This window comes from Marinoscillum luteum (assembly GCF_044005705.1).
In the GTDB taxonomy this organism is placed as follows: Bacteria; Bacteroidota; Bacteroidia; order Cytophagales; family Cyclobacteriaceae; genus Marinoscillum; species Marinoscillum luteum.
The window spans coordinates 63,558-89,140 of record NZ_JBIPKE010000017.1 but is presented as its reverse complement, the minus strand read 5'-3'; the positions used below and the strand labels follow the sequence as shown (position 1 = coordinate 89,140).

General features: G+C 46.2%; 22 protein-coding genes and 1 pseudogene. 14 read left to right on the top strand and 9 right to left on the bottom strand.

What is annotated here, in order from left to right; all coding sequences use genetic code 11:
• Window positions 1–7: 7 nt before the first annotated feature.
• Together porU2 and ACHKAR_RS11545 are read right to left on the bottom strand one after the other, a co-directional pair.
• Window positions 8–5,005, bottom strand: a complete 4,998-nt coding sequence (porU2, locus tag ACHKAR_RS11550) for a putative type IX secretion system sortase PorU2 (RefSeq protein ID WP_395417502.1) — start codon at window positions 5,003–5,005, stop codon at window positions 8–10.
• Complete coding sequence (locus ACHKAR_RS11545) at window positions 4,992–6,071, bottom strand: putative type IX sorting system protein PorV2 (protein ID WP_395417501.1); 1,080 nt, start codon at window positions 6,069–6,071, stop codon at window positions 4,992–4,994. The genes porU2 and ACHKAR_RS11545 overlap by 14 nt, the downstream gene beginning before the upstream one ends.
• A 240-nt stretch (window positions 6,072–6,311) precedes the next feature.
• On the opposite strand from ACHKAR_RS11545, the gene ACHKAR_RS11540 reads away from it, so the two are divergent.
• The 11 genes from ACHKAR_RS11540 (at window position 6,312) to ACHKAR_RS11490 (ending at window position 14,920) form a co-directional block, all read left to right on the top strand.
• Complete coding sequence (locus ACHKAR_RS11540; protein WP_159585147.1) at window positions 6,312–6,653, top strand: PadR family transcriptional regulator; 342 nt, start codon at window positions 6,312–6,314, stop codon at window positions 6,651–6,653.
• Between the two features lie 5 nt (window positions 6,654–6,658).
• On the top strand, window positions 6,659–9,103 hold the full coding sequence (locus ACHKAR_RS11535; RefSeq protein WP_395417500.1) for a PspC domain-containing protein: 2,445 nt from the start codon (window positions 6,659–6,661) through the stop codon (window positions 9,101–9,103).
• Window positions 9,104–9,222: 119 nt separating this feature from the next.
• Window positions 9,223–9,657: a GNAT family N-acetyltransferase gene (locus tag ACHKAR_RS11530; RefSeq protein ID WP_395417499.1), complete on the top strand. Its 435-nt coding sequence runs from the start codon at window positions 9,223–9,225 to the stop codon at window positions 9,655–9,657.
• A gap of 47 nt (window positions 9,658–9,704) precedes the next feature.
• On the top strand, window positions 9,705–10,328 hold the full coding sequence (locus tag ACHKAR_RS11525; protein WP_395417498.1) for a hypothetical protein: 624 nt from the start codon (window positions 9,705–9,707) through the stop codon (window positions 10,326–10,328).
• A 148-nt stretch (window positions 10,329–10,476) separates the two neighbouring features.
• Window positions 10,477–11,064, top strand: a complete 588-nt coding sequence (locus tag ACHKAR_RS11520; protein WP_395417497.1) for a hypothetical protein — start codon at window positions 10,477–10,479, stop codon at window positions 11,062–11,064.
• Between the two features lie 169 nt (window positions 11,065–11,233).
• Window positions 11,234–11,746 carry an RNA polymerase sigma factor gene (locus ACHKAR_RS11515; protein WP_159585151.1) on the top strand — a complete coding sequence of 171 codons (513 nt, stop codon included), beginning with the start codon at window positions 11,234–11,236 and terminating at the stop codon, window positions 11,744–11,746.
• Complete coding sequence (locus tag ACHKAR_RS11510) at window positions 11,730–12,152, top strand: hypothetical protein (protein ID WP_159585152.1); 423 nt, start codon at window positions 11,730–11,732, stop codon at window positions 12,150–12,152. The genes ACHKAR_RS11515 and ACHKAR_RS11510 overlap by 17 nt, the downstream gene beginning before the upstream one ends.
• Before the next feature lie 36 nt (window positions 12,153–12,188).
• On the top strand, window positions 12,189–12,707 hold the full coding sequence (locus ACHKAR_RS11505; protein WP_159585153.1) for a DUF4252 domain-containing protein: 519 nt from the start codon (window positions 12,189–12,191) through the stop codon (window positions 12,705–12,707).
• Window positions 12,697–13,206 carry a hypothetical protein gene (locus tag ACHKAR_RS11500; RefSeq protein WP_395417496.1) on the top strand — a complete coding sequence of 170 codons (510 nt, stop codon included), beginning with the start codon at window positions 12,697–12,699 and terminating at the stop codon, window positions 13,204–13,206. Before ACHKAR_RS11505 ends, ACHKAR_RS11500 begins: the two co-directional genes overlap by 11 nt.
• Window positions 13,203–14,096 carry an ABC transporter ATP-binding protein gene (locus ACHKAR_RS11495; RefSeq protein ID WP_395417495.1) on the top strand — a complete coding sequence of 298 codons (894 nt, stop codon included), beginning with the start codon at window positions 13,203–13,205 and terminating at the stop codon, window positions 14,094–14,096. Before ACHKAR_RS11500 ends, ACHKAR_RS11495 begins: the two co-directional genes overlap by 4 nt.
• Window positions 14,093–14,920 carry an ABC transporter permease gene (locus tag ACHKAR_RS11490; RefSeq protein WP_159585156.1) on the top strand — a complete coding sequence of 276 codons (828 nt, stop codon included), beginning with the start codon at window positions 14,093–14,095 and terminating at the stop codon, window positions 14,918–14,920. The genes ACHKAR_RS11495 and ACHKAR_RS11490 overlap by 4 nt, the downstream gene beginning before the upstream one ends.
• Window positions 14,921–15,160: 240 nt before the next feature.
• Here ACHKAR_RS11490 and ACHKAR_RS11485 read toward each other — a convergent pair whose 3' ends face one another.
• From ACHKAR_RS11485 to ACHKAR_RS11470, 4 genes and pseudogenes are all read right to left on the bottom strand, one after another.
• Window positions 15,161–15,505 (bottom strand): hypothetical protein, encoded by a 345-nt coding sequence (locus tag ACHKAR_RS11485; protein WP_395417494.1) that lies wholly within the window; start codon window positions 15,503–15,505, stop codon window positions 15,161–15,163.
• 105 nt (window positions 15,506–15,610) lie between these two features.
• Window positions 15,611–16,251, bottom strand: a pseudogene (locus ACHKAR_RS11480) (helical backbone metal receptor).
• 116 nt (window positions 16,252–16,367) lie between these two features.
• Window positions 16,368–17,435 carry a M42 family metallopeptidase gene (locus ACHKAR_RS11475; RefSeq protein ID WP_159585159.1) on the bottom strand — a complete coding sequence of 356 codons (1,068 nt, stop codon included), beginning with the start codon at window positions 17,433–17,435 and terminating at the stop codon, window positions 16,368–16,370.
• 86 nt (window positions 17,436–17,521) lie between these two features.
• Entirely contained in the window at window positions 17,522–19,108 is a 1,587-nt protein-coding gene (locus tag ACHKAR_RS11470) for an acyl-CoA carboxylase subunit beta (protein WP_159585160.1), read from the bottom strand.
• Window positions 19,109–19,280: 172 nt separating this feature from the next.
• Between ACHKAR_RS11470 and ACHKAR_RS11465 the strand changes: the two genes are divergently transcribed.
• Window positions 19,281–20,222, top strand: a complete 942-nt coding sequence (locus ACHKAR_RS11465) for a Ppx/GppA phosphatase family protein (protein WP_395417493.1) — start codon at window positions 19,281–19,283, stop codon at window positions 20,220–20,222.
• On the opposite strand, the gene ACHKAR_RS11460 is transcribed toward ACHKAR_RS11465, so the two are convergent.
• On the bottom strand, window positions 20,217–21,797 hold the full coding sequence (locus ACHKAR_RS11460) for a mucoidy inhibitor MuiA family protein (RefSeq protein WP_395417492.1): 1,581 nt from the start codon (window positions 21,795–21,797) through the stop codon (window positions 20,217–20,219). The two genes, ACHKAR_RS11465 and ACHKAR_RS11460, sit on opposite strands and share 6 nt — an antisense overlap.
• A 136-nt stretch (window positions 21,798–21,933) precedes the next feature.
• Here ACHKAR_RS11460 and ACHKAR_RS11455 point away from each other — a divergent pair, with 136 nt between their 5' ends.
• Window positions 21,934–23,016 (top strand): Ldh family oxidoreductase, encoded by a 1,083-nt coding sequence (locus ACHKAR_RS11455; RefSeq protein WP_395417491.1) that lies wholly within the window; start codon window positions 21,934–21,936, stop codon window positions 23,014–23,016.
• Window positions 23,017–23,021: 5 nt separating this feature from the next.
• Complete coding sequence (locus ACHKAR_RS11450; RefSeq protein WP_395417490.1) at window positions 23,022–24,740, top strand: helix-turn-helix domain-containing protein; 1,719 nt, start codon at window positions 23,022–23,024, stop codon at window positions 24,738–24,740.
• On the opposite strand, the gene ACHKAR_RS11445 is transcribed toward ACHKAR_RS11450, so the two are convergent.
• Both ACHKAR_RS11445 and ACHKAR_RS11440 read right to left on the bottom strand, forming a co-directional pair.
• Entirely contained in the window at window positions 24,737–25,276 is a 540-nt protein-coding gene (locus tag ACHKAR_RS11445; RefSeq protein WP_395417489.1) for a hypothetical protein, read from the bottom strand. The two genes, ACHKAR_RS11450 and ACHKAR_RS11445, sit on opposite strands and share 4 nt — an antisense overlap.
• The gene (locus tag ACHKAR_RS11440) at window positions 25,273–25,575 is read right to left on the bottom strand and encodes an FtsB family cell division protein (RefSeq protein WP_159585165.1); all 303 of its coding nucleotides are present in this window, start codon (window positions 25,573–25,575) and stop codon (window positions 25,273–25,275) included. Before ACHKAR_RS11440 ends, ACHKAR_RS11445 begins: the two co-directional genes overlap by 4 nt.
• Window positions 25,576–25,583: the final 8 nt, after the last annotated feature.

The window sequence follows — 25,583 nt, the reverse complement described above, 5'->3', positions numbered from 1 at the left end:
AAACGAATTACCTCAAAATATAAAGCTTGCCAAAACCGTGCTTAAAAGCCCGGTCGGCATTGGTATTTCTGTGCTCTATCTGCTCTCCGTTCTGGCGAATGAACACCTTGTAGAGGTAGACTCCATTGGCTAGCTGATCACCATACTCATCCCGTCCATCCCAGGCGTATTGGGTGATGTTATTTCCTATTCGTAAGGGGCCTATTTCATCTTGGGTGATTTCACGCACCACCCTGCCTGTCACCGTCATGATTTGAATTTTGATACGGTCGGGCATAGTGCTGCCCGTAAGGGTAAAAACAAACCTGGTCTGGGTAGAAAAGGGATTGGGGTAAGGGTAGAAATGTGTGATGGTAGACTCATTGATCACCTCAAACGAGATCTCATATGGGTACTCACCTGACTGATTGCCACTCTCATCCGTTCCCTGCACCCGAAGGGCATAAACCCCATCCTCCAGTGGACCTGGCGTATAGTTGATTTCGAAATCTTCAGACTCACTGGCCGGGGAATAAGTCACTTTGGGGTTGGCAAAGCTCACCCGCTCGTAATCGCAGGCCTCACATGGAGACTTCAGCTCAATGGTGATCCCGGAGGTATCATCCTTATACAAAAACTCATTGTCGTCCTTGAACCGAATCAGAATACTTGGTGTAGGCGACACGATATCGCCATCCAAAATATACCCCCCATCAAAGGTCACATCGAGCACCGGATTGATCTCATCCTCAGTCACCAGAAGGGCATTCAGCTGATTCACCATATTATTCACAGTGTAGAGCTCCGTTTCAGGGGCTTGCACACTCACAAGGACGTTATTATAACCCGTTCTGCCACGCGTATTTTTTGTCACCTCTATCCTGGTGGTATCTCCAGGTGCCGGTGCCGCCACACGGTAATTTTCAGACTCACGATTTCCACTGGTCACATTGGTCACCGCCACCTGCACATTCAGTGAATCTGTAAACTCAGCATTGGATATATTGGTGAACAAATAATTTCTGCTAAAACCAGCGCCTTCAGCCACCTCTTTAATCTCATAATCCTCAGGTACCAAAATCCCCTCTGCCGGATATTCGTAGTTGACCCCCCAGCTTTTTAGGTTAGGTGGGGTTTGGTCAGCATCATCTGCAAATGCAAAATTAAGCGTCATATAAGGATAAAGATCTGCATCCAATTCGGAGACATCTATCTCTGTGGACCTGCTGCCAGAAAAAATCAAATCCTTCTGACCAGTGGGTGATACGCCCGTCACACTGAACTGCCAACTATCGTTTGGTTCGCCATCTACCTCATAATGAAAGCTCTGCCACCTTTTGGCAGGGCCTATCAGCGTGGAACTGAGGTTTCCTGAAGTAAACTTTCCGGTCACCAGCCCCACCAGCTCTATCGCCTGAGATTTTAACGGCACGGCACTTCCATCAGAAGTCACCACCACGGCACTTCCGACAGGGTCTCCTTTCCTACCCAGAAAGATGACCGGCTGTCCGTCGGTTAATCCTTCAATAGTGGCATTGGCAATACCAATGTTGTTCAGAGAAGATTTTATCTGTGCATCCCATTTGGAAAACGCTACATAGTCAAAAGAAAACAGCAACACCACGTCTCCATTGTCAATCACAGAGACAATGCTGTCAAGGTATCGGGTACTACCCAACACCTGACTTTCATTAAAATTATGAATCATTTGTGGCAGACGTCCGCAGACCAGGTCATCATAAACATCTGTACCAAGGAAACCAAACGGCCTATATGGCTGCGCAGACTCCTTATCAAATACCACCGCATTAATGGCGTTCAGTCTTTTGCAGGTAGGGTCGGCGGCATTGTCTGTGAGGAGCAGATTGATTCCATCCACAATCACCTGATAATCCACGTACTCATTGGGGCTGTCGACACCATGTGTATTGATTTGAATGCCCGTTTTTGTCTCCTGAAAACTTAGTTTCTTACTATTCACATCATAACTAACCCCATGTAATGGATCCTTCTCAAACTGATAGGCTCCCACCTGGGCCCAGCCCTCCGCGGCATCATTCACCAGCGTAAATGACGACTCCACCCACGAGGTGTCTTCATTATCTCGTGCTTCCGAAAACCTCGTGCGCCAGTAGACCGTGGTGCTATCAGGAGCTGAAGTAAGATCCAGCGGATAGCTCATCAACAACCCTCCTTCAAGCGATTCATTTTTCAGAAAAGGGCTATTATAGGTGGCAGTAGTATCCACCATCAATGAATACACACGGTTTTGCTCCAGCTGATTGGCCGACTGCCAAAGCAACCTGATCACAGGCTCGGCGATAATAGAATAGTCGACGGGATATAGTGGAATTGTATTCCCTTTGGGGATAAACAGCTCAAAATTGGACATATTATTCCCTTCATTGAGTTCGGTCACATCATTATCCGGATCCAGCTGAATAAGAAAAGTATTCGTGCCCTCATTGGAGCTCTCCAGATCGTTGTAGAGGGTAAAACTGAGGGTATCCTGCCTCAATACCCTTTCGAAATAGCGACTTACAGTCTCCTGAGAGCCGTCCGGAAAAGTCCTTTGGATCGTGATCTTCAGCGAATCTCTGACAGAACGCCCGTAGTTTCTCACCGGGATATTAATCTGAAAGCTATCGGCATTGGACAGTACTCTCTCCTGGCCAAATGCTGAAGCAAAAGTCTCTAAGGTTTGAATTTCATAGTCTGGCGACTGGGCGCCAAACACTTTCACTGCCGGATCACCCTGCAATACGTTTTGGTACACCTGAGACTGCTCAGTGCCTCCCGTCCCGTAAACCTCCAAAAACCTCTCGGAAACCAGTTTCGTCAGTTCTCCCAGAGATCGTCCAAATGTTTCGTCAGTTGCAAAAGCAAATTGATAGAAAAGATCAGACCATCGTTTGAGGCTGGAAGAAAGTGCAAAATCTGAATTGGCCATCACTGCGAGAGCCCCGGCATTCGGTGTTCTCATCCAATCTTCTCCAAAAGTGAGGCTGGTGGTGAAGATCTCGCCCGCATTGCAACCATTGACCAGGATCACCGGATATTTTCCTTTATTGGTATATCCATCTGCCGGGTTGGAGGCCCTGCCGATCTCTATGTCCGTAACGATGCTACTGGAGTGTCCGAAAAAGGTAATCAAACTTACCCCCTGATTGACTTCCTGAGCCACGTTGATGACTTTCACCGCATCCGTGCTGTTTTTATTAATGTTGGACGCCTTGCCTCCAAGAAAATCTCGCTCGGCAATCGATTTGAAGTTGAGAATATAGTTTTCGAATGATCTCAACTCCCCTGCTGTCTGTCCCCCACTTAGGTGGATCAGATTCTTCCGCCACAACTGATCATATGGAACAGCTTCCATTTCCATTACTTTATCGAGATAGGCCTTCACATCTCCACTATTCAGGGCATTCAAACGCCCGGTGGCCACCTGAGGAGCCAGGTTTCCAGCTTGAGTATCTACACTGAAGAGCAGGTCAGACCCCGGATAGCCAAAAGTGGGCACATAGTGAGTCAGAGTTGTCGTTTGGGGGTTATTGCGATAGTACTTATGGTTGACAGTGGTTCCCTTTCCGATCAGAAAGAGGTACTGTGGGGCTCCAGAATTGAGGGCATATCCCACAAAATTTCTGATCGCTAATGGAGAGGGGTCCCCATAATTAAACTGATCAAAAAGATTGGAGATCTCTACTTTCAGTACATCATAGCCGCCTCCGGCCGAACTTTTACGATAGTTGACATAAGCGGTCACCGGATTCACACCATCCACCAGCTGATCGAGCTTAGGATGTGTGACCAGTAGATAGTTGGCACTGGTAACTCCTAATGGGGTGAGAGTGGCCTTTGAAATGGAAGGCACAGCGGACGGAGCTTCAAACGCATGCAACACCCGATCGATGGTGAGGTCTGGAAAAACAAACTCCAGCCTGTCTGAAAAGGCAGTGGTGGCCAGGGACTTTGGTGCTACAGGGTTGGTAATATCAAACACACGAAGAGAGGACGCCACACTTGTGGGTACTTTCACATACCCCCTTTGAGCACCGGTTGACCCAATGTTGTATGTTTTAGCGCCACTGGTGTGATTGAATTTCTGAGCATAGTCTACTTTGACGTATGACACACTGATGACATCAGTTTGTCCTGACAGCCCTTTGGGAGTAACCTGAACCATCAACTCTCCTGATGCACCCACATCACTCCACTCAAGGGCTCCACTGTAATATTTGTGATACCTGGCATCAAAAGTTACCGTGGCAAGGGTTCTCAAATTATTGGTGTTTCTACCCACACGAATGTCCACTACATGCTCAAAACTACTGACCCCTGTAAGTACCAGTTCGAGCACTGGCTTGGGGCCAGTGGTTTCCACATTGCTCAGAGTATAGTTGAACGTATTAGAAGCATTCTTCGAAATATTACTACCTGTCCATCCTTCTCCGTAATCATACCTGGCTGAGAGGATCTCATTGGTAGAGCCATAGCGCAAGCCCGTGGCGTACGTGCCTACCTGAAGTTTCAACTGGCTATCAGTATGATAGGGCGCAGCAGTTAGACCTGTGGCGTCTTTGATACTTGAGAATTCCATTCGCTTCCCACTTGTATTGGTCAGATGCCAGGTGAGAAAGTAAGTCGCTGTATCTGAAAATAAATTGTAATAGGTATGTGGTTGTGCCTCTGGAGACACATAGAGCTCTGTATCTGCCTTTCCATCGCTTTTCTTACCATAAAACTCAAAGGAATCTAACCTCCCATCGTTGTTGGTGTCCTGAGTGGCTATGGCCACTTCTTCGCCACGGCGAAAGAGCTGATATCTATTCACGGCAATATTGGCAACAGGCACACCTGCAATGGCCAGCTCATCAGCTGTAACCTTATACACCCCGTCCTTGGCTATTTTGATTTTGTAGTAGCTCTGCTCGTAATTGATCCATTCATTGCCAAAGGTCTGTGCGTTTACCGCCAAGCCCAACAAGATGCACCCCCCCAACAAAAAAACTCTAGTCCACCACATTGAAGTCCACTTTGATTGAAAAAACATGTGAATAAAGTCCTGCTGCCTGATCACCGATATCTGTGAATGCGTAATCAATGGCCACTTCCTGTATTTTAAGTCCAATGCCTACGTTCGGTTGAAATGTCCACGACTGGCTACCATCAAAATCTTTGATCTGCTGAAACTGTCCTATCCCACCCCTCAAAAACGCCAGCTGCTCATACCCCAGTTCCACGCCCAGTGACGGATCTACCGAAAAGGACTCCGTTCTGATCAATGTGTTTCTTTTCCCGTCCGTAGTAGTGACCAGATCCAGAGAGGTCATCAATGAAAATTGATCCAGAAAACTAAGTGTTCTGGATGCCCCCAATATCACCCTGGGCAATGTCACCTCCAGCGATCTGCTATAAAGTTCATTTCCGGTCTGGGCATAGACCTCAGCCAATTCCTCATCTGCTATAGACCAACTGTTGAACGTGCCAAAAAGATCACGTCCCATCAATCCAAAATTCCATGATTTCCAGGTTTTCTGTAAGCCCACGTCCATTCCAAACCCCCAGGATCCTGCAAAATCACCAACAATCCGACGAATGACTTTAACACTCCCCCCTACATCCAACCCTCCTAGCACCCTAAGCCGCCGACTGTAAGAGATCAAAAAAGCATAGTCTGCCGCTGAAAAAAACCGGATGTTATCATAGTTCACTGACCCGTTGGCATCAAAAAGAAGTCGGGTATCAGCAATGTCGTCTACAGCAAACCGAATGACCGAAACACTCAGTGCAGAACTATCATCCAGGCGGGTGGCAAAAGCCCCGTAATCGTAGTTGGAAATACCCGCAAAGTAAGCTGAGTGCATGAGCACTAGTTGATGATCAGGTTCCATTTTGGAGAGTCCGGCAGGATTCCAATAACCTGAGGATGCATCAGCGGTGTGTGATACCATGCTCAACCCGAGACCAAAAGCCCGCGCATCCACTCCTATGTTCAAAAACTCATTGCTGTATTTAGGCGTGTTATCCTGAGCAGGTAAAACGATGCTGCAAAGCATAGCAAAAATAAAAACGAAAACGCCTTTTCCCATTGACCGTTATTTGTTCCTCTAATTTAGATGAAGACTTGAGCTTCCTGAAGACAAAGGTGACAATACTCTGAGTTAAACACCCATAATTTCGACGAAATATAATTTTTCCAAGTTGAAATATATTTTTTTGAAGAATATCGCAGGGTTCGGTAATATTTCTTACTAGGTACTCGGCCATGCATAGTACCTTTCCGTATACACTATCAGTCGTGACGCGGGAAACTCATAAACTCATGGAAAATGAACATTGAAAACACACAAGTACAGATGCGAAAGGGGATTCTGGAGTTTTGCATTCTCCATATCATCGCACGAGGTGAGGTATACGCCTCTGATATGCTCGAAGAGCTTACCTCAGCAAAAATCATGGTAGTGGAAGGTACCCTCTATCCGCTACTCACCCGGCTCAGGAAGGCCGGCCTGGTAGACTATAAATGGGTGGAGTCCAACTCCGGACCACCCCGAAAATACTATACCCTCACTGAAGAAGGCACCTCCTTTCTAAGTGGCCTGGATCAGACCTGGGAAGAACTGGTATCATCCACAGGACGAATCATCTCTGTGAACAAGAACTCAAAATAAAAATCATGAAGAAGACTGTAAGCATAAACATCGGTAGCATCATCTTTCACATAGAGGAAGATGGCTATGATAAACTGAAAAATTATCTTGATTCTGTCAATAGGTACTTCTCCACTTTTGAGGACAGTGGTGAAATCATTGCTGATATAGAAAGCCGGATCGCAGAGATCTTTCTTTCCAAACTTGCGGATGGCCGCCAGACGGTCAATCTGGAAGATGTGGAAGAACTGATAGCCACCATGGGTACCACCCGCGACTTTGAAGCCACCATAGAAGCAGAGCCCGAAGAATCAAAATCCTCCTCAGCTCAGGAAGAGCCCAAGGCAGAAGAACCTGCCCCTTCTGGCTCTAAGAGACTCTACCGGGATACAAAAAGAAAAATCCTGGGTGGTGTAGCTGCCGGTATTGCACATTACTTCCGGATCGACCCCCTATGGATCAGACTGCTGATCGTACTGCTGTTCATCAATGTATTCCTTGGCGGACTCAGCGGGGCCACCTTTTTGGCCTATATCATTTTGTGGATTGTATTACCCCCCAATGAAACACTGGAGGAAGATCAGAAAGTAAAAAAACTGTTCAGAAATTCAGATGAACGAGTCTTAGGGGGTGTGGCCAGTGGTATCGCTTCCTACTTTGGCACAGACACCACGGTGATCAGGCTCTTATTCGTGCTTTCTATATTTCTTGGTGGGGCGGGTATAGTCGCATACATCATCTTATGGATCATTTCGCCTGAAGCCAAAACCATCACCGAGAAAATGCAGATGCAGGGAGAACCCGTCACCCTCTCCAATATTGAGGAAAACGTAAAAAAAGGTCTCAATGTAAAAGAGGGTGAAGAAAGCCCATTGGTGAAGGTGCTGTTATTCCCTTTCCGTCTGATTGCCCTGATTATCAGTGGCATTGGTCGGGTATTGGGGCCGGTGCTTCGCTTTCTGGCCGAACTCATCCGCATCGCCTTTGGGGTGTTGTTGGTTATCATCGGGGTTTCTACAATGATCGGATTCATAGTGGCCATCTTCGGGATTCTGGGCATTGGCGGCTGGGAAAACTATGTCCGCATTTCGGACTTTCCCATAGAACTTATTCAAAGATCCCTGGATGGATGGTCCATCGGTTCAGTCTTTATCGTAATGTTCATTCCGGCACTTGCAGTGAGTCTATTGGGATTAGTGATTATTTTGAAAAGAAGGGTTGCTAATGCTTACGTGGGCTGGTCATTGTTCACATTGTGGATTGTAGCACTCATTTTTGCAGCCTTTACTGTACCAAGATTTGTTCAGGAATTTGCGGTGGAAGATGACCTGAGGGTAGACAAAACCTATCCGGTAACCGCTGCCACTCCCACCCTGCGACTGAATGATTTAGGCCTTGATACTTTTGATGCGGTGGATCTGCGCCTGAGAGGGCATGAGGATAGTACCTACCAGCTACTCCTTAACATAGAAAGCCGGGGCAAAAGCAAACGTGATGCCCAGGCCAATGCTCAGACCATTGAATACAAAGTGGAACAAAAAGGAGATGATTTTTATTTTGATTCCAAAATCACCTTCCCGAATGAGACACCGTACAGATTTCAAAATGTTAAGGCTTACTTCTACATTCCTTTTGGGAAAACCTTTAGAATGGAAGAAGACCTGGAAGAAATCCTGATCAACACACTCCACATCAATGGATACCGACCATATCAGATGGAGGGCAATAACTGGGTGTTTGAGCAAGATGGGATTAAATGTCTGACCTGTCCCGACCGATCCTCTAAGAGCTTTGACAAGGAGATGAACAGAAGCGAAAAAAGTGCCTCATACTCCGGATCTGAGAAAATAGACTATCCTTTCGAAGATTTTGATGAAGTGAAAATAGCTTCCTTCTTTGATGTGGATATCAGACAGGGTGACGAATGGCAGGTGACCGTAAAAGGTAATGACGATGACCTGGACGAAGTATATCTCAATCAGGTAGGCGATCGGCTGGAGGTGAAATTCAAAGAGGACAGCTGGGAATGGTGGAAGGATAAACGATCTAATAAAGTGGGCATTTTTATCACCATGCCCAACCTTGAGTACCTCGAAGTTATTGGGGATACCGATGGCGAGGTAAAAGGCTTTGATGATGATGAGATCACCATGGAGCTTACAGGAGCCTGCGATTTGTATGTAAATGTAACTCCCCGAAGACTCGAAGTGCAACTCACAGGAGCCTCCACCATGGAGCTGAGAGGTGAGGCAGCAGAACTTAATGCTGATCTCGTGGGAGCTTCCCGACTAGAAGCCTTTGACTTCTTAGCCCGGCGGGTGGAAGTAAGCGCCATCGGCGCCTCCAAAGCTGAAGTGAATGGCAGTGAAGAAATCGAAATAGATGCAGCGGGAGTGAGTAAGGTCAAATACAGAGGCACCCGCAATGTGAAAATCGACGAAGACGGCATTAGCTCTGTAGATAGAGACTAAGACTAAAAACAAATAGAATCATTACAGTCTTTCGGTTTGTTTTGGCCCCACAGATGTCTAGCTGTGGGGCTTTTCTTTTTTGAAATCACTATTTTTCCTCCAACAAGAAAACCGAGCACATGATTTCCTTCAGACAAGCTACCCAAACAGATTTACCCGTCATCATTCAATTACTGGCCGATGACCCACTGGGCCAGCTAAGAGAACAACCCTCCGATCCTCTGCCACAGTCCTATTATCAGGCCTTTGAGGTCATAGATCAGGATCCCAATCAGGAACTCATGGTGGTGGTAGAAGCAGAAGAAATCATCGGCACTTTCCAGATGACATTTATACAATACCTCAACTATCAGGGCGGTAGTAGATCCATGATCGAGTCCGTGCGGGTGAGAAAAGACAAACGGGGACAAAAAATTGGTGAAAAAATCATCCTCTGGGCCATAGACCGCTCGAAAAGCAAAGGGGTAAAAATGCTCCAGCTCACCTCCGACAAGAAACGCCCGGATGCCATCAGGTTTTATGAGCGCCATGGTTTTGTAGCCAGCCATGAGTGATTCAAATTACTCTTTTAGTAAATTTATAGGCTACCAACCTCGACTCAATGAGACTCACTGTCACCTCAATCTCTGTTATCATTATACTTTTGACGTCCTGCTCCAAGCCTGAAACCTCCAGAGAACCCCTTCGTCAGGGACTCACAGAGCGAGGAAAAAAAGCCAATCACGACAAAGCCATTACCTACAGCCTTATCACAGTGGAGATCGGCACTCCTAAAAGTCAGGTAAATGTGGCGGAAGAACACCTCTATGGAAAATTCTTTGGAGACCGGGCAGAGTTTTATATTGTGGAAAACCCTGAGCTCTATGTCTCAAACTCGCAGGTCAACCGACTCACACTCTACTTCATAGACGGTATGCTTTGCAAAAAGAAATACGATCTGGAAAGCGACATCAGCCAGGAACTCATGAAGTCATATGGCAGTTTCAAATTCAAAGCACTCAATGATTCCACAAGGGACATTTCGAAATCAGAGAAAATTGTATTGAAAACTAATGGCAGCGCGCGAATCAACGAACACCTCAACCGTTTCCAAATGAAATGGGATCAGGAAGAAGTGCTCATCAAGTACCTCATCTTTAAGGATTCGGCACAGGCAGAAATCCAGCTGGTGGAAGAACTCTCAGCTTATAAATACCTACTAGATCAGGCAGAAGCGAATATTTAATAGTAAATCCGGTTTTGGCGGCACCCAATAGGGATTCCTATCCACCGCTGCATTATTCCCACTCTTCAATTTAAACGCAAGTTGACCCGCCGGAATAACCATAAGCATGCGGTTATTGTATTTCTTTGCAGCCCAACCACCTAATAGAATGAAGAGTTTACTTTACGCCATACTTGTGCTGGTGACTGTGCGCCTATCTGCCAGCGATCCCGAAAAACAGACAAGAATGCCCATGATCAAGGTCTACAAAAATGACCTTGAAAAAGTCTACACTGTATTCTTCGCCGATACGCTGGTCAGAACGGTAAAGGTGAGCCTGCAGGACAAACGAGGAGCCACACTCATAGAAGAGTCATTTACCGCCAAAGGCTTTTCAAAACCTTTTGGACTTACAGAACTGAAAAACGGAGAATACGAATTTGTGATTTCATATGATGGCACGTCTGTCTCCGAACCTATTGCGCTGAGAAGTGAAAAGGAAATCATGGATGCCAGCATCACCTTGAAAAGAGACTACCCCACCCTCATGGTGAATGTGTCCTCATACAATATGAACCCAATGAACATCTTCATCTATGACAATTATAATAAGTTACTGAAAATGATGTATTGGGAACCCAATGATCGCATGATGACCAAAAACATAGACATGTCACAGTTTGACGGTTATGAAATCAGGGTACAAATTGTGCAGGATGGTATTGACAAATTAGAGCAATTGGTGCCACTTTACTAGATATTAAGAATCAGTTACAGGCCGCTCCCTTCAACCAGGAGCGGCTTTTTTTTAAGCCGACTTCTTCACCTGACTACCTTCCCATCAGGTTCTCCCCCATTCTCACAGGTTTCCATTTTTTATTTCCATCCGCTGTAACTTTAGGTTCAACAGGGCGTCTCCTTTTTGAATGTCACCAAACCAACTCTTCGAAACGCACATAATTCCGGCTACTGGCAAAATGTTCAGGTACGCTAAGTCCATCTTGAAAGAGACGGAGCTGGCACAGGATGTCGTGCAGGAGTGTTTGGCTAAAATCTGGACCAAAAGGCAAATGCTCGAAGGTGTCCAGAGCCCGGAGGCATGGGCAATGCGCATTACCCGAAACCAGTGTTACGACTGGGTAAAAACGAATCGGTTTACCGTGATTTCGGATCAGGAAATGGACCAACCCAACAATGACAGTGCAGACTATCAGGCTTTGATGACTGATCAAATGCATTGGCTGGAAAAGGTACTCGACACTCTCTCTCCGAAGCAGCGTGAAATTTATCACCTTCGGGAGATAGAGGAGATGCCATATCAGGAAATTGCTGAGGTACTTTCCCTGAATCTCAGTGAGGTGAAGGTTTCCCTACACCGAGCTCGAACGAAAATCAGGTCTTCAATGGAAAAAATAGAGTCATATGGAGTCGCGAATTAAAGGATTACTTGAAAAGTACTGGGCCGGTGAGACTTCCATACAGGAAGAAACGGAGCTCAAGGAGCACTTTCGTGAAAACCCGTCTCTCACTTCTGAGGGTTCCTACTTTCGTGAGCTCAACCGACTGAAAGCAGACCCGGAAGTGAAATTCACACATCCGGGACGCGCCGGAAGGAAAGCCAGATGGTCAGTGGCTGCAGTGGTGACCATCGGGCTGATGGCCGCCGTACTGGTGATACAGGATGCCCGTAAGCAAAGTGAATTTGCCGTGGAGGACCCCAAAGAAGCCTTTGAGATCACCCGAAAAGCACTGCTGATGGTTTCCTCAGGACTCAATGAAGGCAAAACCTATTCGACTGAAATTAACAATCTCAACAAAGCAGAAGAGCTCATTCGTGAGAACTAAGCATATCTGCCATTCAAAAACTTTAATACTCAAATCATGAAAAAAGGACTATTAATAATCATTCTGAGCGTGTTTTCTGTAAGCCTCATGGCTCAAGGCACGGTGGTCAATAAGTATTTTACAGAACTGGCCGATGACGAAGCATTCACCAAAGTCTCAGTGAGTAGTAAAATGTTCTCTCTATTCACAGACCTGGAAACGGGCAGTGCCACGGAGGATGAATTTCTCAAGGCGGTGAGCAAACTCAAAGGCCTCAAGATAATCGTAGCGGATAGCATTGGCAATGCAGCCAAGATGTACAACAAAGTACTGATCGATATTCAAAATGCCGGATACGAAGAGCTCATGTCCGTGAAAGATGCAGAGGAAAACATGAAATTCTCCATCAAAGAGAAAGCCGGAAAAATAGAAGAACTGCTCATGGTAGTGGGAGGCAAAAAACGATTCGTCCTACTCAGCCTCTATGGGGAGATCGATCTGAAAAGCATTTCTAAAATAGCCAAATCGATGAAAGTAGATGGCCTGGAAAACCTTAGCAAAATAGATGAAAAATAAATCAGGGAAGTACTTGATCCTGATGATCCTCATGGGGCTGACTACTCAGCCCCTTTTTGCGCAGGAAAACATTCTGAAAACGCTGGTAGAGGACCGAACCGACCATAAATATGTCTTCTACCCCAGCACACTCCGGATGATCAACCTCACCAAAAATCAGGAATACAACGAGTTGGTGAAGGATGTAAGCAAGCTGTACATCTACATGCTGGACAGTGCCATCCGGGCCGACAAAGGCTATCGCAAAATCGCAGAAGGCTATACCCGGCTAGGGTATGATGAGTATGCCATGGCCTATGGCGGAGATCTTTCCCTGGCTATCCTCGGATCTGAGCAAGCCAGTACCAACACCTTCGTTGGGTACCTGATACAGGATGAACTGGCGGTGGCGTTTTATCTGAGTGGCACCATCGCCTGGCAGAAAATCCCCACGCTGCTCAACACCTTAAGAAAGGAAGACCTTTTTAATTTTTTAGACCCCACAAGCCAAGAACATTGAGCAACACTCTCGAAATAAGCGGACTGACCAAGCTCTTCGGAAAATTTGTGGCCGTTTCTGACCTCAACCTCACCATCGAAGAAGGACAGGTCTATGGCATCCTTGGCCCCAACGGAAGTGGAAAAACCACCACCCTGGGGATGATACTGGATGTGGTAGCCCCTACTTCCGGTCACTACAAATGGTTCGGCGGCATGTCTCCCATTGACGCCAGAAAACAAATTGGAGCCATCCTGGAAACCCCTTGCTTTTATCCTTACCTCACTGCGGTACAAAACCTGCGAATCACTGCCCACATCAAGCAGTGCCCTGACTCAAGGATAGAGCAGGTGCTGGAGCAGGTAGGGCTCTACGAGCGCAAAGATGACCGATTCAAAAACTATAGTCTGGGTATGAAGCAGCGCCTGTCCATTGCTGCAGCCCTCCTGGCAGATCCTCCGGTGCTCATCCTGGATGAGCCTACCAACGGACTCGATCCTCAGGGAATTGCAGAAATCAGGCAACTGATTCATCATATAGCGGCAGAAGGAAAGACCATCATTATGGCCAGCCACCTACTCGACGAAGTACAGAAAGTGTGCACACATTTCTGCGTGCTCCGCAGAGGTCACAAGCTTCATGAGGGGAGTGTGGACGAAATACTGGGTGAAACCAATGAAATAGAAGTGGTAGCCGAAGACCTGGAGAAGCTGGAAGCACTTCTGGCAGGTAACACCCACATCACCAAGGTCACCAGAGCCAATGGTCAGTTGACCCTGACAGTCACAGATCAGATAAAGAGCGCAGATATTAACCAATATTGCTTTGAGCAGGGGATCACACTGAAAAAACTACTCACCAAGACCCGCTCTCTGGAGCAGGAATTTCTAAAAATACTCAAAGAAAAATGATCAGGGCACTCAAACTGGAATGGCTTAAAATAAGGGACTACAAAACCTTCTGGGTTCTTTTAGGAATGTACGTGTTGGCACTATTGGTCATCTGCTTTGGCGGCATGTTTTTGCTGGAGTATTTGAAATCCAAAGGTGCGGATTTTAACGGGATAGACCCAACCATCTTACCCATCTACGACTTTCCGGACATCTGGCAAAACACCACCTATCTGGGATCATTTCTTAAGGTCCTTCTCGCCTTCATTGTGATCATCTCTGTGAATAATGATCAGGCCTACAATACCCTTCGGCAAAATGTGATTGACGGAATCAGCAAAAAAGAATACCTGGCTAGCAAATTACTTTTTATCGCCGCTCTGGCCCTGATCAGTACCCTGTTTCTCTTCCTATCAGGAATGATCAATGGGGCCATCTATTCTCATGTGTGGGGGAGTCAGTACATCCTGGACGAACTGGAATTTCTGGCCGCCTACTTTTTTGATATCGTGGTGTACTGCTCACTTGCCTTTCTACTTTCACTGATCATCAAGAAGTCCGGTTTTGTGATCGTGCTACTCTTTCTATACACCCTGATGTTCGAGCCCATTTTGGCGCTCATTCTGGAAGAATCTCCATGGTTCAAGGGGACTTTTTGGGCTGAGATAGCCCCTTTCCTACCCATCAAAGCACTCAATGGACTTATTCCAGTGCCTTTCCCAAAGTACGTATTCATGGAAATAGTGGATAACGTACCCATAAAGGCACTCCTCATCGCTACGGGTTGGTTGGTCATCTATCTGAGTGGGATTCTCTTTCTACTGAACAGGAGAGACCTCAAGTAGTGATTTCTTTTCTCAATCCTTTTTTATAGATTTGAGATACCAACAACCTAATCGCAACCGTATGAGTACCCAATCGAAAAGACTCATCAGAAACTTGGCAATTCTGATTGTCGTTCTTGTGGCTACTGCTTACTTGGTAAGTGGAGAGCACATGGAACTTATCTCTAAGCTTTAATTTCAATTACTTTCAGCGAGTGAATGAGCTCCCTTGGCAGGGGGAATGGAGGAATTACGTCTGTTTCAGGAGTGACTTTGATCGGCCATGTCGTAGCCCATTTGCTGCATGAGCTTCTGCATATCATTCACGAGGGATCGCACGCTGTGGCTGACATTCGATGAGTGGCTGTTGGCTTCTACTTCCAGCTGTCTGGCAGTGGCCGAAATCTCGTTGGCAGCGATCACCTCACACCTGGCTGCAATATGATGAGCGATGAAGCCTACTTCCGCAAAGTCTCCATGCTGGGAAGCCAGGGCTAGAAATCTCAATTTTTCGGGCATCTCCCTAACAAAAGCATTAAGTATGCCTTTAAAATAATCCCTACCCTCATCAATATCTGTTCGAAAATTATCACCTGTATTTGACATCCGCTGATTCAATTAGCACCTAATCAAATCTATCTTTCTGCTATCTGAAAACAGAATGTTATTAGCCGACCATGGTCCACACATCGATGAATAATAAAAAACGGTCTACGGATCTATCCTGAGGAGTCGCGAACCATACCAGCTATAAGGTTCTCCATCCACGAGTTCAATGCTCGAAGTGGGAAAAACGGCCTGAAGAGCCTCCCGATCGCCCTCCTGAAATGGATAGGGTTCGGAGCTTAGAAGTATGTGATCTGGTGACAGCTCGGCCATATCATTTTCGCTCAGCTCAGGATACCTGGCAGCCTGCACCACATTGCGATACCCCAGGTGCTCAAGAAAATGGTGAACATACGTCTCCCTACCTGCCACCATCAGGGCTTTTTCCAGATCATGTACATTACACTTCCTGATCTTGAATTTTGCAACGCCTCCAATTTGACTGCCAATTGGTACCGGATGAGATCCCCCTCCGGCTCCCTGTCCGTCACTTTAGCAAGCAGTCTGATCATTTCCAGAGCTTCATTGAGCTGAGTGATGTCGCTCATCCAGACAGGGTAGTGCTCAGAAAGCCTTGTGACCCCTGCCTTGTAGTTTTCTTCCTTATTCCCTACTATCAGGTCCGGCTTCAAATCATCAATGACCTCAAAGCGAAAATTCTTGGTGCCCCCTACGATAGGAATAGATGTTGCTTTGTCCTCCGGGTGGATACAAAACTTAGTTCTCCCTACCACATCCACCCCCATATCGATGAGTAATTCGGTAATAGAAGGAACCAGTGAGATGACCCTACGGGGAGGAAAGTTGATTTCTACACTCCTCCCCATTTGATCGTGAACTATGAGCTTTTGGGTGCCCAATGTTATTTCATGTATCGAAAATCCTGACCATCCTTTACCTGAATGACAGTTTCGTAAATCAGCTGAATGGTATTTTCGAGATCATCCTTGGCACAAGTTTCCACCGTAGTGTGCATATACTTCAGCGGAATTGAAATCAAAGCTGAGGCCACACCTTCGTTGCTGTAGGCAAATGCATCTGTATCCGTACCCGTGGAGCGTGAGGCTGCTCTTCTCTGAAAGGGAATCTGCTCCTTTTCAGCAATACCAATGATCATGTCCAGCACGTTGTTTTGCACCGCAGGACCATAACAAACCGCCGGACCGTCACCACAGCTGATGTCTCCACTCGTGATTTTATCATACATAGGAGAATTGGTGTCGTGTGTCACGTCGGTAATGATGGCCAGGTTGGGCTTGATCCTGTGAGCGATCATTTCTGCACCCCTAAGTCCTATTTCCTCCTGCACAGCGTTGACTACATAAAGGCCAAAAGGAAGCTCTATCCCATTTTCCTTAATCCGGCGTGCTACTTCCGCAATCATAAAACCACCGATGCGATTGTCCAAAGCACGACCCACCAGGTATTTATCGTTGAGTTCCATCAGCTCATCATCAAAAGTGATCACCGATCCGACATGAATGCCCATATCCTCCACCTCTTTCTTGGAGCTGGCTCCCACATCTATGAAAATATTCTTCAAGGTCGGAGAATCTTCTTTGTCCTTTCTCACATGAATAGCCGGCCAGCCGAAAATCCCTTTCACCACCCCATTCTTCGTATGAATATTGACACGTTTGGAAGGGGCAATTTGATGATCGGAGCCACCATTGCGCACCACGTAGATATAGCCCTGATCAGTGATGTAGTTAACAAACCAGCTGATCTCATCGGCATGTGCCTCTATGACTACTTTGTACTTCGCTTCGGGATTGATGATGGCTGCCACAGACCCATAAGTATCCGTGAAGTAGTCATCGATATACGGCCTGATATAGTCCAGCCAAATCTCCTGGCCGCTGGTCTCAAAACCCGTAGGTGATGCATTATTTAAATATTTGAATAAAAAATCTTTACTCTTGCTATCCATATGTTAGTTTGAAAAAATATATCTCTCGTCCTCTGTTTAGTTAGTAAGCGACGAAAGGTTAATATGTTTTTGAAAACAGTCCGCTCTTACAAGGGAATATTACCGTGTTTTCTTTTGGGCATATTGTCTACCTTGTTTTCGAGCATGCTAAACGCCCTTATCAACTTCGAACGGGTATTGTGTGGCAAAATCACCTCATCAATAAATCCTCTCTCAGCCGCCTTATAGGGGTTGGCAAACTTCTCAGTGTATTCATCGATTTTCTCCTGCAGCTTCTGATGCGGATCCTCAGCCTTGTCTATTTCCCTCTTGAAAATAATCTCCGAAGCACCCTGAGCGCCCATCACAGCAATCTCAGCGGTAGGCCAGGCAAAATTCATATCAGACCCAATGTGCTTTGAGTTCATTACGTCATAAGCACCACCGTAGGCCTTTCTGGTGATCACGGAAATCCTTGGGACAGTGGCTTCACTGAAAGCATAAAGAAGCTTGGCGCCATTCATGATGATCCCATTCCACTCCTGATCAGTCCCTGGTAAGAATCCCGGCACATCCACCAGCACCAGCAGCGGGATATTAAACGCATCACAGAAGCGCACGAATCTTGCAGCTTTTTTACTACAGTCATTATCCAGCACACCCGCCATACTCATTGGCTGATTGGCTACTATCCCAATACTGCGTCCGGCCAAATGTGCGAACCCGACAACAATATTATCCGCAAACTTTTCATGCACCTCAAAGAATGACCCCTTATCCACCACACCTTTGATCACATCCTTGATATCGTAAGGTTGGTTGGGGTTATCAGGCAGGATATCATCCAGTGCCGGAATAACCTCATCTCCATTCATCTCATAAGGTAGCCTTGGTGGCTCCTCTTCACAGTTTGAAGGGATATAGGTGAGAAGTCTCTTAATATCTAAAATGCACGCGGCCTCATTTTTGGAAGAGAAGTGGGTGACTCCACTCTTCACACTGTGTGCACTGGCACCACCTAATTCCTCGGAGGTAACATCCTCCTGGGTTACCGTCTTCACCACATTGGGGCCTGTCACAAACATGTAGCTGGTCTGCTCCACCATGAAGATAAAATCCGTAATGGCGGGTGAATAGACCGCTCCTCCGGCGCAGGGTCCCATGATGGCAGAAATTTGGGGTACAACACCCGAGGCTCGCGTATTTCTGTAAAAAATATCCGCATATCCACCCAAAGAAACAACACCTTCCTGGATTCTGGCCCCGCCAGAGTCATTCAGTCCAATCACCGGCGCACCGTTCTTCATGGCCATGTCCATGATCTTCACAATCTTTTCGGCAAAGGTCTCCGACAGAGATCCACCAAAAACCGTGAAATCCTGACTGAAAACGTAGATCAGGCGCCCATTGACAGTACCATATCCGGTCACAACACCATCTCCAAGAAATTTCTGTTTGTCAATACCAAAATCTCTCCCTCTATGCACCACAAACTTTCCTATCTCCTGAAAAGAGCCCGGATCAAGTAATAGATCTATTCGCTCTCTGGCAGTGAGTTTGCCTTTTTCATGCTGCTTATCTATTCGGGACTGGCCTCCACCGAGCATTGCCTGCTCATTCATTTGCTCCAGTTCCTCGATTTTCTGGTGAGTTGATTTGACGAAAGATGCCGTTTTTGGCTTTTCTGAACTCATATTTTGGGGTTTAATGCAGTTTAAGTTTTCACGGGCAAGTTAATCAATGCAGGGGTTCAAATAAAACCTGATTTATCTCAGGATTATGTAGGTGATTAATTTGTTACCAAAGATATCCGCAAGTGAGTATTTGGAGATTATAGTATCTTGCGCCCTGAAATTCTGATGGAAAATGAGAATCGCCGTAATAGACATGGGTACCAATACCTTCCACCTGATCTTGGTGGAAGTGGCAAATGATGATTTCCGAATCGTATTCCGAGAAAAAGTAGCCGTAAAAATCGGTGAGAAGGGAATCAATCATGGAATGATCACTGATGATGCTATAGACAGGGCGCTAAAAACACTGGGGCATTTCAAGGAGATCATAGAAAAGGAAAAAGCAGATCAGGTATTTGCTACAGCCACCAGCGCCATCCGAAATGCCCGAAATGGCAATGACCTGGTGCAAAAGATCAAGGACCAAACAGGCATCGAAACTCGCATCATCTCAGGATTACAAGAAGCTGAATACATCTATTATGGCGTAAAAAGAGCACTCCCCATCGGCAAGATGCCAGCTCTGATTATGGACATTGGAGGTGGAAGTATTGAGTTCATTATTGGTACAGATAGCGAAATACTCTGGAAGCAAAGCTTTGAGATTGGCGGTCAGCGGATGGTCGAGAAATTTCAGAAAAGCGATCCCATCACAAATGAACAAATCGCTTCTCTAAAAGGCTATCTGGAAGAAAACCTTGAAGAATTATTCGAGGCCTGTACGACTTTCCATCCTAAAACGCTGATAGGTTCATCGGGTACCTTTGATACACTCAGTGATATCTACAGACTGACCAACGGAATAGAAAAAGCAGAGGAAGAAACAGAGTATCCCCTGACCTTAGAAGCCTTTGAACTCATCTACAGTGACCTGCTCATTAAAACCAGAGCACAACGCCTGGAAATCCCTGGCATGATTCCCCTGCGTGTAGACATGATCGTGGTGGCTTGTGTGCTGATAGACTTTATCATTAGCCAACTTAGTTTAGAGAACATTCGTGTCTCCGCCTATGCCCTCAAAGAGGGAGTGCTGCTCAGCACACTCCACTCCCTGAAAAAAGAATCGGCATCATAGACCGGACACCCGTTTATCCTTGGGGTATTTCACTTCATACCCAAACTTCATGCTTTTTTCCATGGTGGGCTCCAGCGTAAAACTCCAGGTGAGTAAGCCAGTCTTTTCGTTTCGCTGAGCTCCACCCAACGCAATCTCACCAATCTCTATATCCGTATTTTTGCTCAATGGAAGCTGATCGAATACCTCTATGTCGATGGATTTGGATCTGTTGTTTTTCACTTTTATTTCATATTGGTAGCTGATACGTCTCTTGTTCCCTATCAGTTGATCATTGGTAAGGTCCCGCACAGGCTTGCGGCTGATCTGCACACCCTGGTCCACCCCTAAAGAAATATTCAATCCCTCCAGCTCTCCTTCAGGATTCAGATAGGTCTTATTGACAAAACCTCCTTCATAGAAAACACTCATCTCCCCTGGCAGTAAGTCTAAACGCTGCCAATTCTTGGTCTTCGCCACCAGGTACACCCGCTCCGACAATTTCGGGGTAGATTGGTAAAGAAATTCCACCTCAACCCGTTCTTCCCTGATCGCCACCGTAACTTCTTTTCCTCCTGACAGAACAGTCACAGGAAGTGCTATCTCATAGTTGACAGAGGTAAGCCCTTCGCTCATTTGTGTATAATCTGCTACCGACTCCATCAGAACCTCTTCCTCCATAGGCATAGGCTCAAAGGCCTCAGACCTGGCTGCCGGCATAGCCAATTTATTTTGATACAGTGCAGCACTAAAAAAATCGAGGTACCAAGGTCGTACTGTGGGCAACCACCCCCCAATAGAAGGATTGGAAGTGCTCAGCGTCAACTTCACATTCTCCCAGTTCTCCCCGCTGTTTTGATACACATTTGCCTTATACAGCAGGTCAATTTTTTGAGCAGACGAAGTGGCCCGAAGATCATAGGTAGGGTTCCAGTATGCACCCGATACTACATAAGAGAGATCCAAATGAACCATTTGCGTCTTGGATGTATTGATATCTACCACCACTTCCCCAGAGACCATTTGCTCCCTGGCATGCTGTTCCTCCAGCTGATTTTTGACTTTTTTCAGCGCTTTATCCAATTCTCTTCTTTCCAGCTGCAACTCATAATCCTTGTCCTTTATGGCCTGAATTCGGATGCGGTAGTATTCCGTCATGGCTTTTAACTCATTCACCCCAAGGTTCTGATTAGCTCCTTTAATGACCTGATTGGCTTTGAGCATTTCTTCTTCAGACTTCAGCGCCCATTGCTGATTGTCCACATTGGCAATTTCACCCTCCAGCAGTTCGATTTTGTCCTTGAGTGATTTCACAGCGTCAGGAAGATTCTCCTCTGTGAGATAATTTTGCCTGAACGTGGTTCCCATAATTATAAAATCACCCTGCCCCTTCACCTGCACAGAATTGGGGTCGAGCATGGAGGATAAACCCGTAAAAACCAGCTGTTTCGTTTCTGGTCCAATGGCAATATTGGATGACCTGGAAACCTGCGCCTGATTGAGAAAAATAGTGACACTTTCTACTTTTGAATCAATGCCCTTTGCAGAGACCGACCATAGGCCGAAACTCAAAAAACACACGATAATAAATTTCATAAAGTTGGGATTAACGATTAAGATTTTACTTTTTCAACAGCTAAATTGAAGCTTGCTTTATGCTTAATTTATTCTGTAGTAATTTGCCGACCAATTATCTTGCCAAGGATATAATGTTTTACTTAATGATAACTGAATGGTAGTAGCGCACGACTCATTATTTCAATTTACAAAATCTATATTGGAAGCCGCTGGATGTCCCGAAAAGGATGCCCGATTGGGCGCGCAGGTGTTACTGAGTGCGGATCTCCGAGGGGTAGACTCACATGGGGTTGCCCGCTTGGTTGGTTATGTGCGTTTGATTGATAAAAACAGAGTAAATACCCGGCCTGATGTGAAAATTGTTCATGAAACGCCTAGTACGGGTGTTATTGACGGTGATGCAGGACTCGGCCTTGTAGTGGGCCCTGAAGCCATGAACCTGGCCATTGACAAAGCCAAACAGGTGGGTTCGGGATGGGTAGCTGTAAGAAACTCCAACCACTATGGCATAGCGGGGTATCATGCTATGCTGGCACTGAAAGATGACTGCATAGGCATTGCCATGACCAATGCAAGCCCCCTGGTCGCGCCCACCTTCAGCAAAGAACGACTGCTGGGCACCAACCCCATTGCCGTAGCCATACCGGCGGATAAGGAACCCCCTTTCGTACTCGACATGGCTACCACCACTGCTGCCAACGGTAAATTGGAAATACTGCAACGCAAGAATAAACAAGCACCAACCGGATGGATACAGGATGCCTCCGGCCAAAGCACTACTGACCCTAACGGGGTGAAAGACGGTGGCGCATTGTTGCCTTTGGGCGGCGATCGTGAACACGGTTCGCATAAAGGGTACGGGCTTTCGTCAGTTGTAGATATACTGTCTGCGGTACTCTCAGGTGCCAACTACGGTCCCTGGGTCCCACCTTTTGTGGCTTTCATGGAACCAGCTGCGGATCCCGTAGGTAAAGGCATAGGTCATTTTTTTGGCGCGATGCGCATTGATGGATTTAGACCATCTGGAGAATTTAAATCCCACATGGACAACTGGATCGGTCGATTCCGAAATGCTGAACCAATCATGAAAGGTCATGACGTGCTGATCCCGGGTGATCCGGAGCGAAAGCTGGAACATGAACGCAGAAAAGATGGGATACCGCTATTAGATGCTGTTGTAAATGACCTAAAGGGGCTCTCCGACAGGTTTGGGGTGGAGTTCCCAGGTGAAATATAAATTCCGTGAATCAGGAAACCGCTCTTGCCATATTAAAAACAGGACAGAACGTGTACCTCACAGGTTCTGCAGGAACCGGTAAGACCTACCTGATCAATCAATACATCGAATACCTAAGGGTACGGGAAGTACCCCTGGCCATCACAGCTTCTACGGGCATCGCAGCCACACACATCGGGGGACAGACCATCCATTCCTGGTCCGGGATTGGGATTCGCGAAGAAATTACCCCAAAAGACCTGGATCAAATTGCCAAAAACAGACAAACAGTCACCAGAATCAAGGCTGTGCACGTGCTCATCATTGATGAAATCTCGATGCTCTCTGGTAAAGTACTTACGGGCATCAGTGACATCCTCAAACATTTTCGCAAAAGTAAAGCTCCTTTCGGAGGGGTACAGGTAATCCTCTCGGGTGACTTCTTTCAGCTTCCTCCGGTGAGCAGAACACCCATGACCAACCGGGAAAAGTTTGCCTTTATGGCTCCGGTGTGGGTAGAAGCAAAATTAAAAATCTGCTACCTGAAGCAACAATTTCGTCAAGGTCAGGATACCCTTTCCTTTCTCCTTTCAGAAATCAGAAGTCAGGACGTTTCGGATGATTCGTTGGAAAAGCTGCGTGAAAAACTGGAAGACACTCAGACCATTCCCGATGCCCTGCGGCTCTACACCCACAATGCAGATGTAGATGCCATGAATGCCAAACGGTTGGAAGAAAATCCAAACCCTATTCAGGTATTTTATGCCGAGACTAAAGGCAAATCAAAAATCCTGGAGGGACTGAAGCAATCTGTGCTGGCTGCCCCGGCACTGGAGCTTAAGGAAGATGCCCGGGTGATGTTTGTCAAGAATAATCCAGAAAAAGGGTATTTCAACGGCAGCACCGGAACAGTGATGGGCTTTGACCGTGAAGAGGGCTATCCAATTGTGAATATGGACTCGGGCAGAACTGTGGTAGCCAAACCCGAAGAATGGACCGTGAGTGATGAAAAAGAGACCATCCTTGCTTCCTACAAGCAAATACCCCTGCGTCTGGCCTGGGCCATTACTGTGCACAAAAGCCAGGGAATGACCCTGGATAATGCTGAAATGGATCTATCTAAAACTTTTGAAGCCGGGCAAGGCTATGTAGCACTCTCTCGTCTGAAAAGCTGGAAAGGTCTGGTTCTTGGGGGTATTAACCGCATTTCGATGGAACTGGACCCTCTGGCTGTTAAAGCTGACAACAGGTTTCAGGAACTCTCAGAAGAGAGCGAAGACTGGCTAAACCACATTCCGGAAGATGAGTTAAATATTGCTTTTCTGGACTTTATTAGCCGCTCCAACGGAACCAATGATGAGGAGACCATCCAAGCCAACCTGAAAAGAGAAAAGAAGTACCACACGAAGGAAAAGAAAGAAAGCACCTATCAAAAAACACTCAAGCTCATCGGAGAAGGTAAAACACTTGAGGAAATTGCCTTTGAACGAGAACTCTCTCTCGGCACCATTGTAGGGCACCTGGAACGAATAGCTGAAGAGGAAAAAGAGATTGACATGAGCAAGTTTAAGCCTGACGACAAGACAGTCGCCAAAGTGGAAAAGATCATCCAAAAACTGAAAGATCAAAATCAGGAAGAGTTTTACGACAAGGATGGCAGAGTGAAACTTGGCTTCATCTTCAAAGCCATGAATGGGCAAATGGACTACGAGACCATCCGCCTCACCAGGTTATTTGTGGATTAAAATAACCCTGCCACGATCCCTACCCTAAACTGCAAAGGACTATTATAGGGTGAGTTTGAACCATCCTGATAGAGTAGGTTATAAAGCGCAGTAATATTAAAAGCCATATTTCGCCCGAGGGGCTCAGTATACCCTATTCCCACAAACCAACTATTGAAATGGTAACGTTCCGGCTCAGAGGCCCCAGGTATAAGAAGTCCAAAATTCAGGTACTCATACTGTGTATACCCAAAAAATTTAGGGGAAAAGTTATACCTCAAGAAAGGTCCACCTCCGTAATTGGATGCCGTGGCCGGACCGAATTTGGTGTACTGGTAAGTAATCTGAAGGCCGGCAGAAAACTGCTCAGTGAATTTGTAACCAACCAGGGGTGAAACACTCAAATTGAGGTATTGCGTACCCCCACTGAAACCACCTCCGCCACCAAAATAAATTTTATCAGATAATCCGCCACTACGGCTCGACTGCCGATACTGGGCGTGTGATAGGGTAATCCCTAATAGTAAGAAAAAACCCAGGTAAAATTTAATCTTCATTCTTCCTCTACAATGATGTATAGATCCTCAGACTCTTTTTTCATCAGATACTTTTCGCGGGCCAGCTTTTCAAGCAGCTCCTTGTTATTGAGGAGTGCCTCACGATCATTTTTCACTTCCACGATTTTGTGCTCATAAAACTCCTTTGCATTCTCTAACTCGGCTTGCTTATGCCCTAGTTTGATTTGAGTAATAATGTCGTTGGAATCAAAAAAAAGCATCCAGATGAGGAAGAATAACGCAGATAAGAAATAGAAGTTCTTGAATATCCGGGGTACTTTTTCGTAGAAGCGCTTCATAGTTGGAC

Excerpts from the sequence above, each read along its gene's own strand:
- ACHKAR_RS11530 (WP_395417499.1), top strand. The coding sequence starts at position 9,223 with ATGATTTCCTTCAGACAAGCTACCCAAACAGATTTACCCGTCATCATT.
- ACHKAR_RS11465 (WP_395417493.1), top strand. The coding sequence starts at position 19,281 with ATGAGAATCGCCGTAATAGACATGGGTACCAATACCTTCCACCTGATC.
- ACHKAR_RS11490 (WP_159585156.1), top strand. The coding sequence starts at position 14,093 with ATGATCAGGGCACTCAAACTGGAATGGCTTAAAATAAGGGACTACAAA.
- ACHKAR_RS11540 (WP_159585147.1), top strand. The coding sequence starts at position 6,312 with ATGAACATTGAAAACACACAAGTACAGATGCGAAAGGGGATTCTGGAG.
- ACHKAR_RS11510 (WP_159585152.1), top strand. The coding sequence starts at position 11,730 with ATGGAGTCGCGAATTAAAGGATTACTTGAAAAGTACTGGGCCGGTGAG.
- ACHKAR_RS11455 (WP_395417491.1), top strand. The coding sequence starts at position 21,934 with ATGGTAGTAGCGCACGACTCATTATTTCAATTTACAAAATCTATATTG.
- ACHKAR_RS11440 (WP_159585165.1), bottom strand. The coding sequence starts at position 25,575 with ATGAAGCGCTTCTACGAAAAAGTACCCCGGATATTCAAGAACTTCTAT.
- ACHKAR_RS11445 (WP_395417489.1), bottom strand. The coding sequence starts at position 25,276 with ATGAAGATTAAATTTTACCTGGGTTTTTTCTTACTATTAGGGATTACC.
- ACHKAR_RS11470 (WP_159585160.1), bottom strand. The coding sequence starts at position 19,108 with ATGAGTTCAGAAAAGCCAAAAACGGCATCTTTCGTCAAATCAACTCAC.
- ACHKAR_RS11475 (WP_159585159.1), bottom strand. The coding sequence starts at position 17,435 with ATGGATAGCAAGAGTAAAGATTTTTTATTCAAATATTTAAATAATGCA.
- ACHKAR_RS11515 (WP_159585151.1), top strand. The coding sequence starts at position 11,234 with ATGTCACCAAACCAACTCTTCGAAACGCACATAATTCCGGCTACTGGC.
- ACHKAR_RS11500 (WP_395417496.1), top strand. The coding sequence starts at position 12,697 with ATGAAAAATAAATCAGGGAAGTACTTGATCCTGATGATCCTCATGGGG.
- ACHKAR_RS11545 (WP_395417501.1), bottom strand. The coding sequence starts at position 6,071 with ATGGGAAAAGGCGTTTTCGTTTTTATTTTTGCTATGCTTTGCAGCATC.
- ACHKAR_RS11460 (WP_395417492.1), bottom strand. The coding sequence starts at position 21,797 with ATGAAATTTATTATCGTGTGTTTTTTGAGTTTCGGCCTATGGTCGGTC.
- ACHKAR_RS11505 (WP_159585153.1), top strand. The coding sequence starts at position 12,189 with ATGAAAAAAGGACTATTAATAATCATTCTGAGCGTGTTTTCTGTAAGC.
- ACHKAR_RS11485 (WP_395417494.1), bottom strand. The coding sequence starts at position 15,505 with ATGTCAAATACAGGTGATAATTTTCGAACAGATATTGATGAGGGTAGG.
- ACHKAR_RS11520 (WP_395417497.1), top strand. The coding sequence starts at position 10,477 with ATGAAGAGTTTACTTTACGCCATACTTGTGCTGGTGACTGTGCGCCTA.
- ACHKAR_RS11525 (WP_395417498.1), top strand. The coding sequence starts at position 9,705 with ATGAGACTCACTGTCACCTCAATCTCTGTTATCATTATACTTTTGACG.
- porU2 (WP_395417502.1), bottom strand. The coding sequence starts at position 5,005 with ATGTGGTGGACTAGAGTTTTTTTGTTGGGGGGGTGCATCTTGTTGGGC.
- ACHKAR_RS11535 (WP_395417500.1), top strand. The coding sequence starts at position 6,659 with ATGAAGAAGACTGTAAGCATAAACATCGGTAGCATCATCTTTCACATA.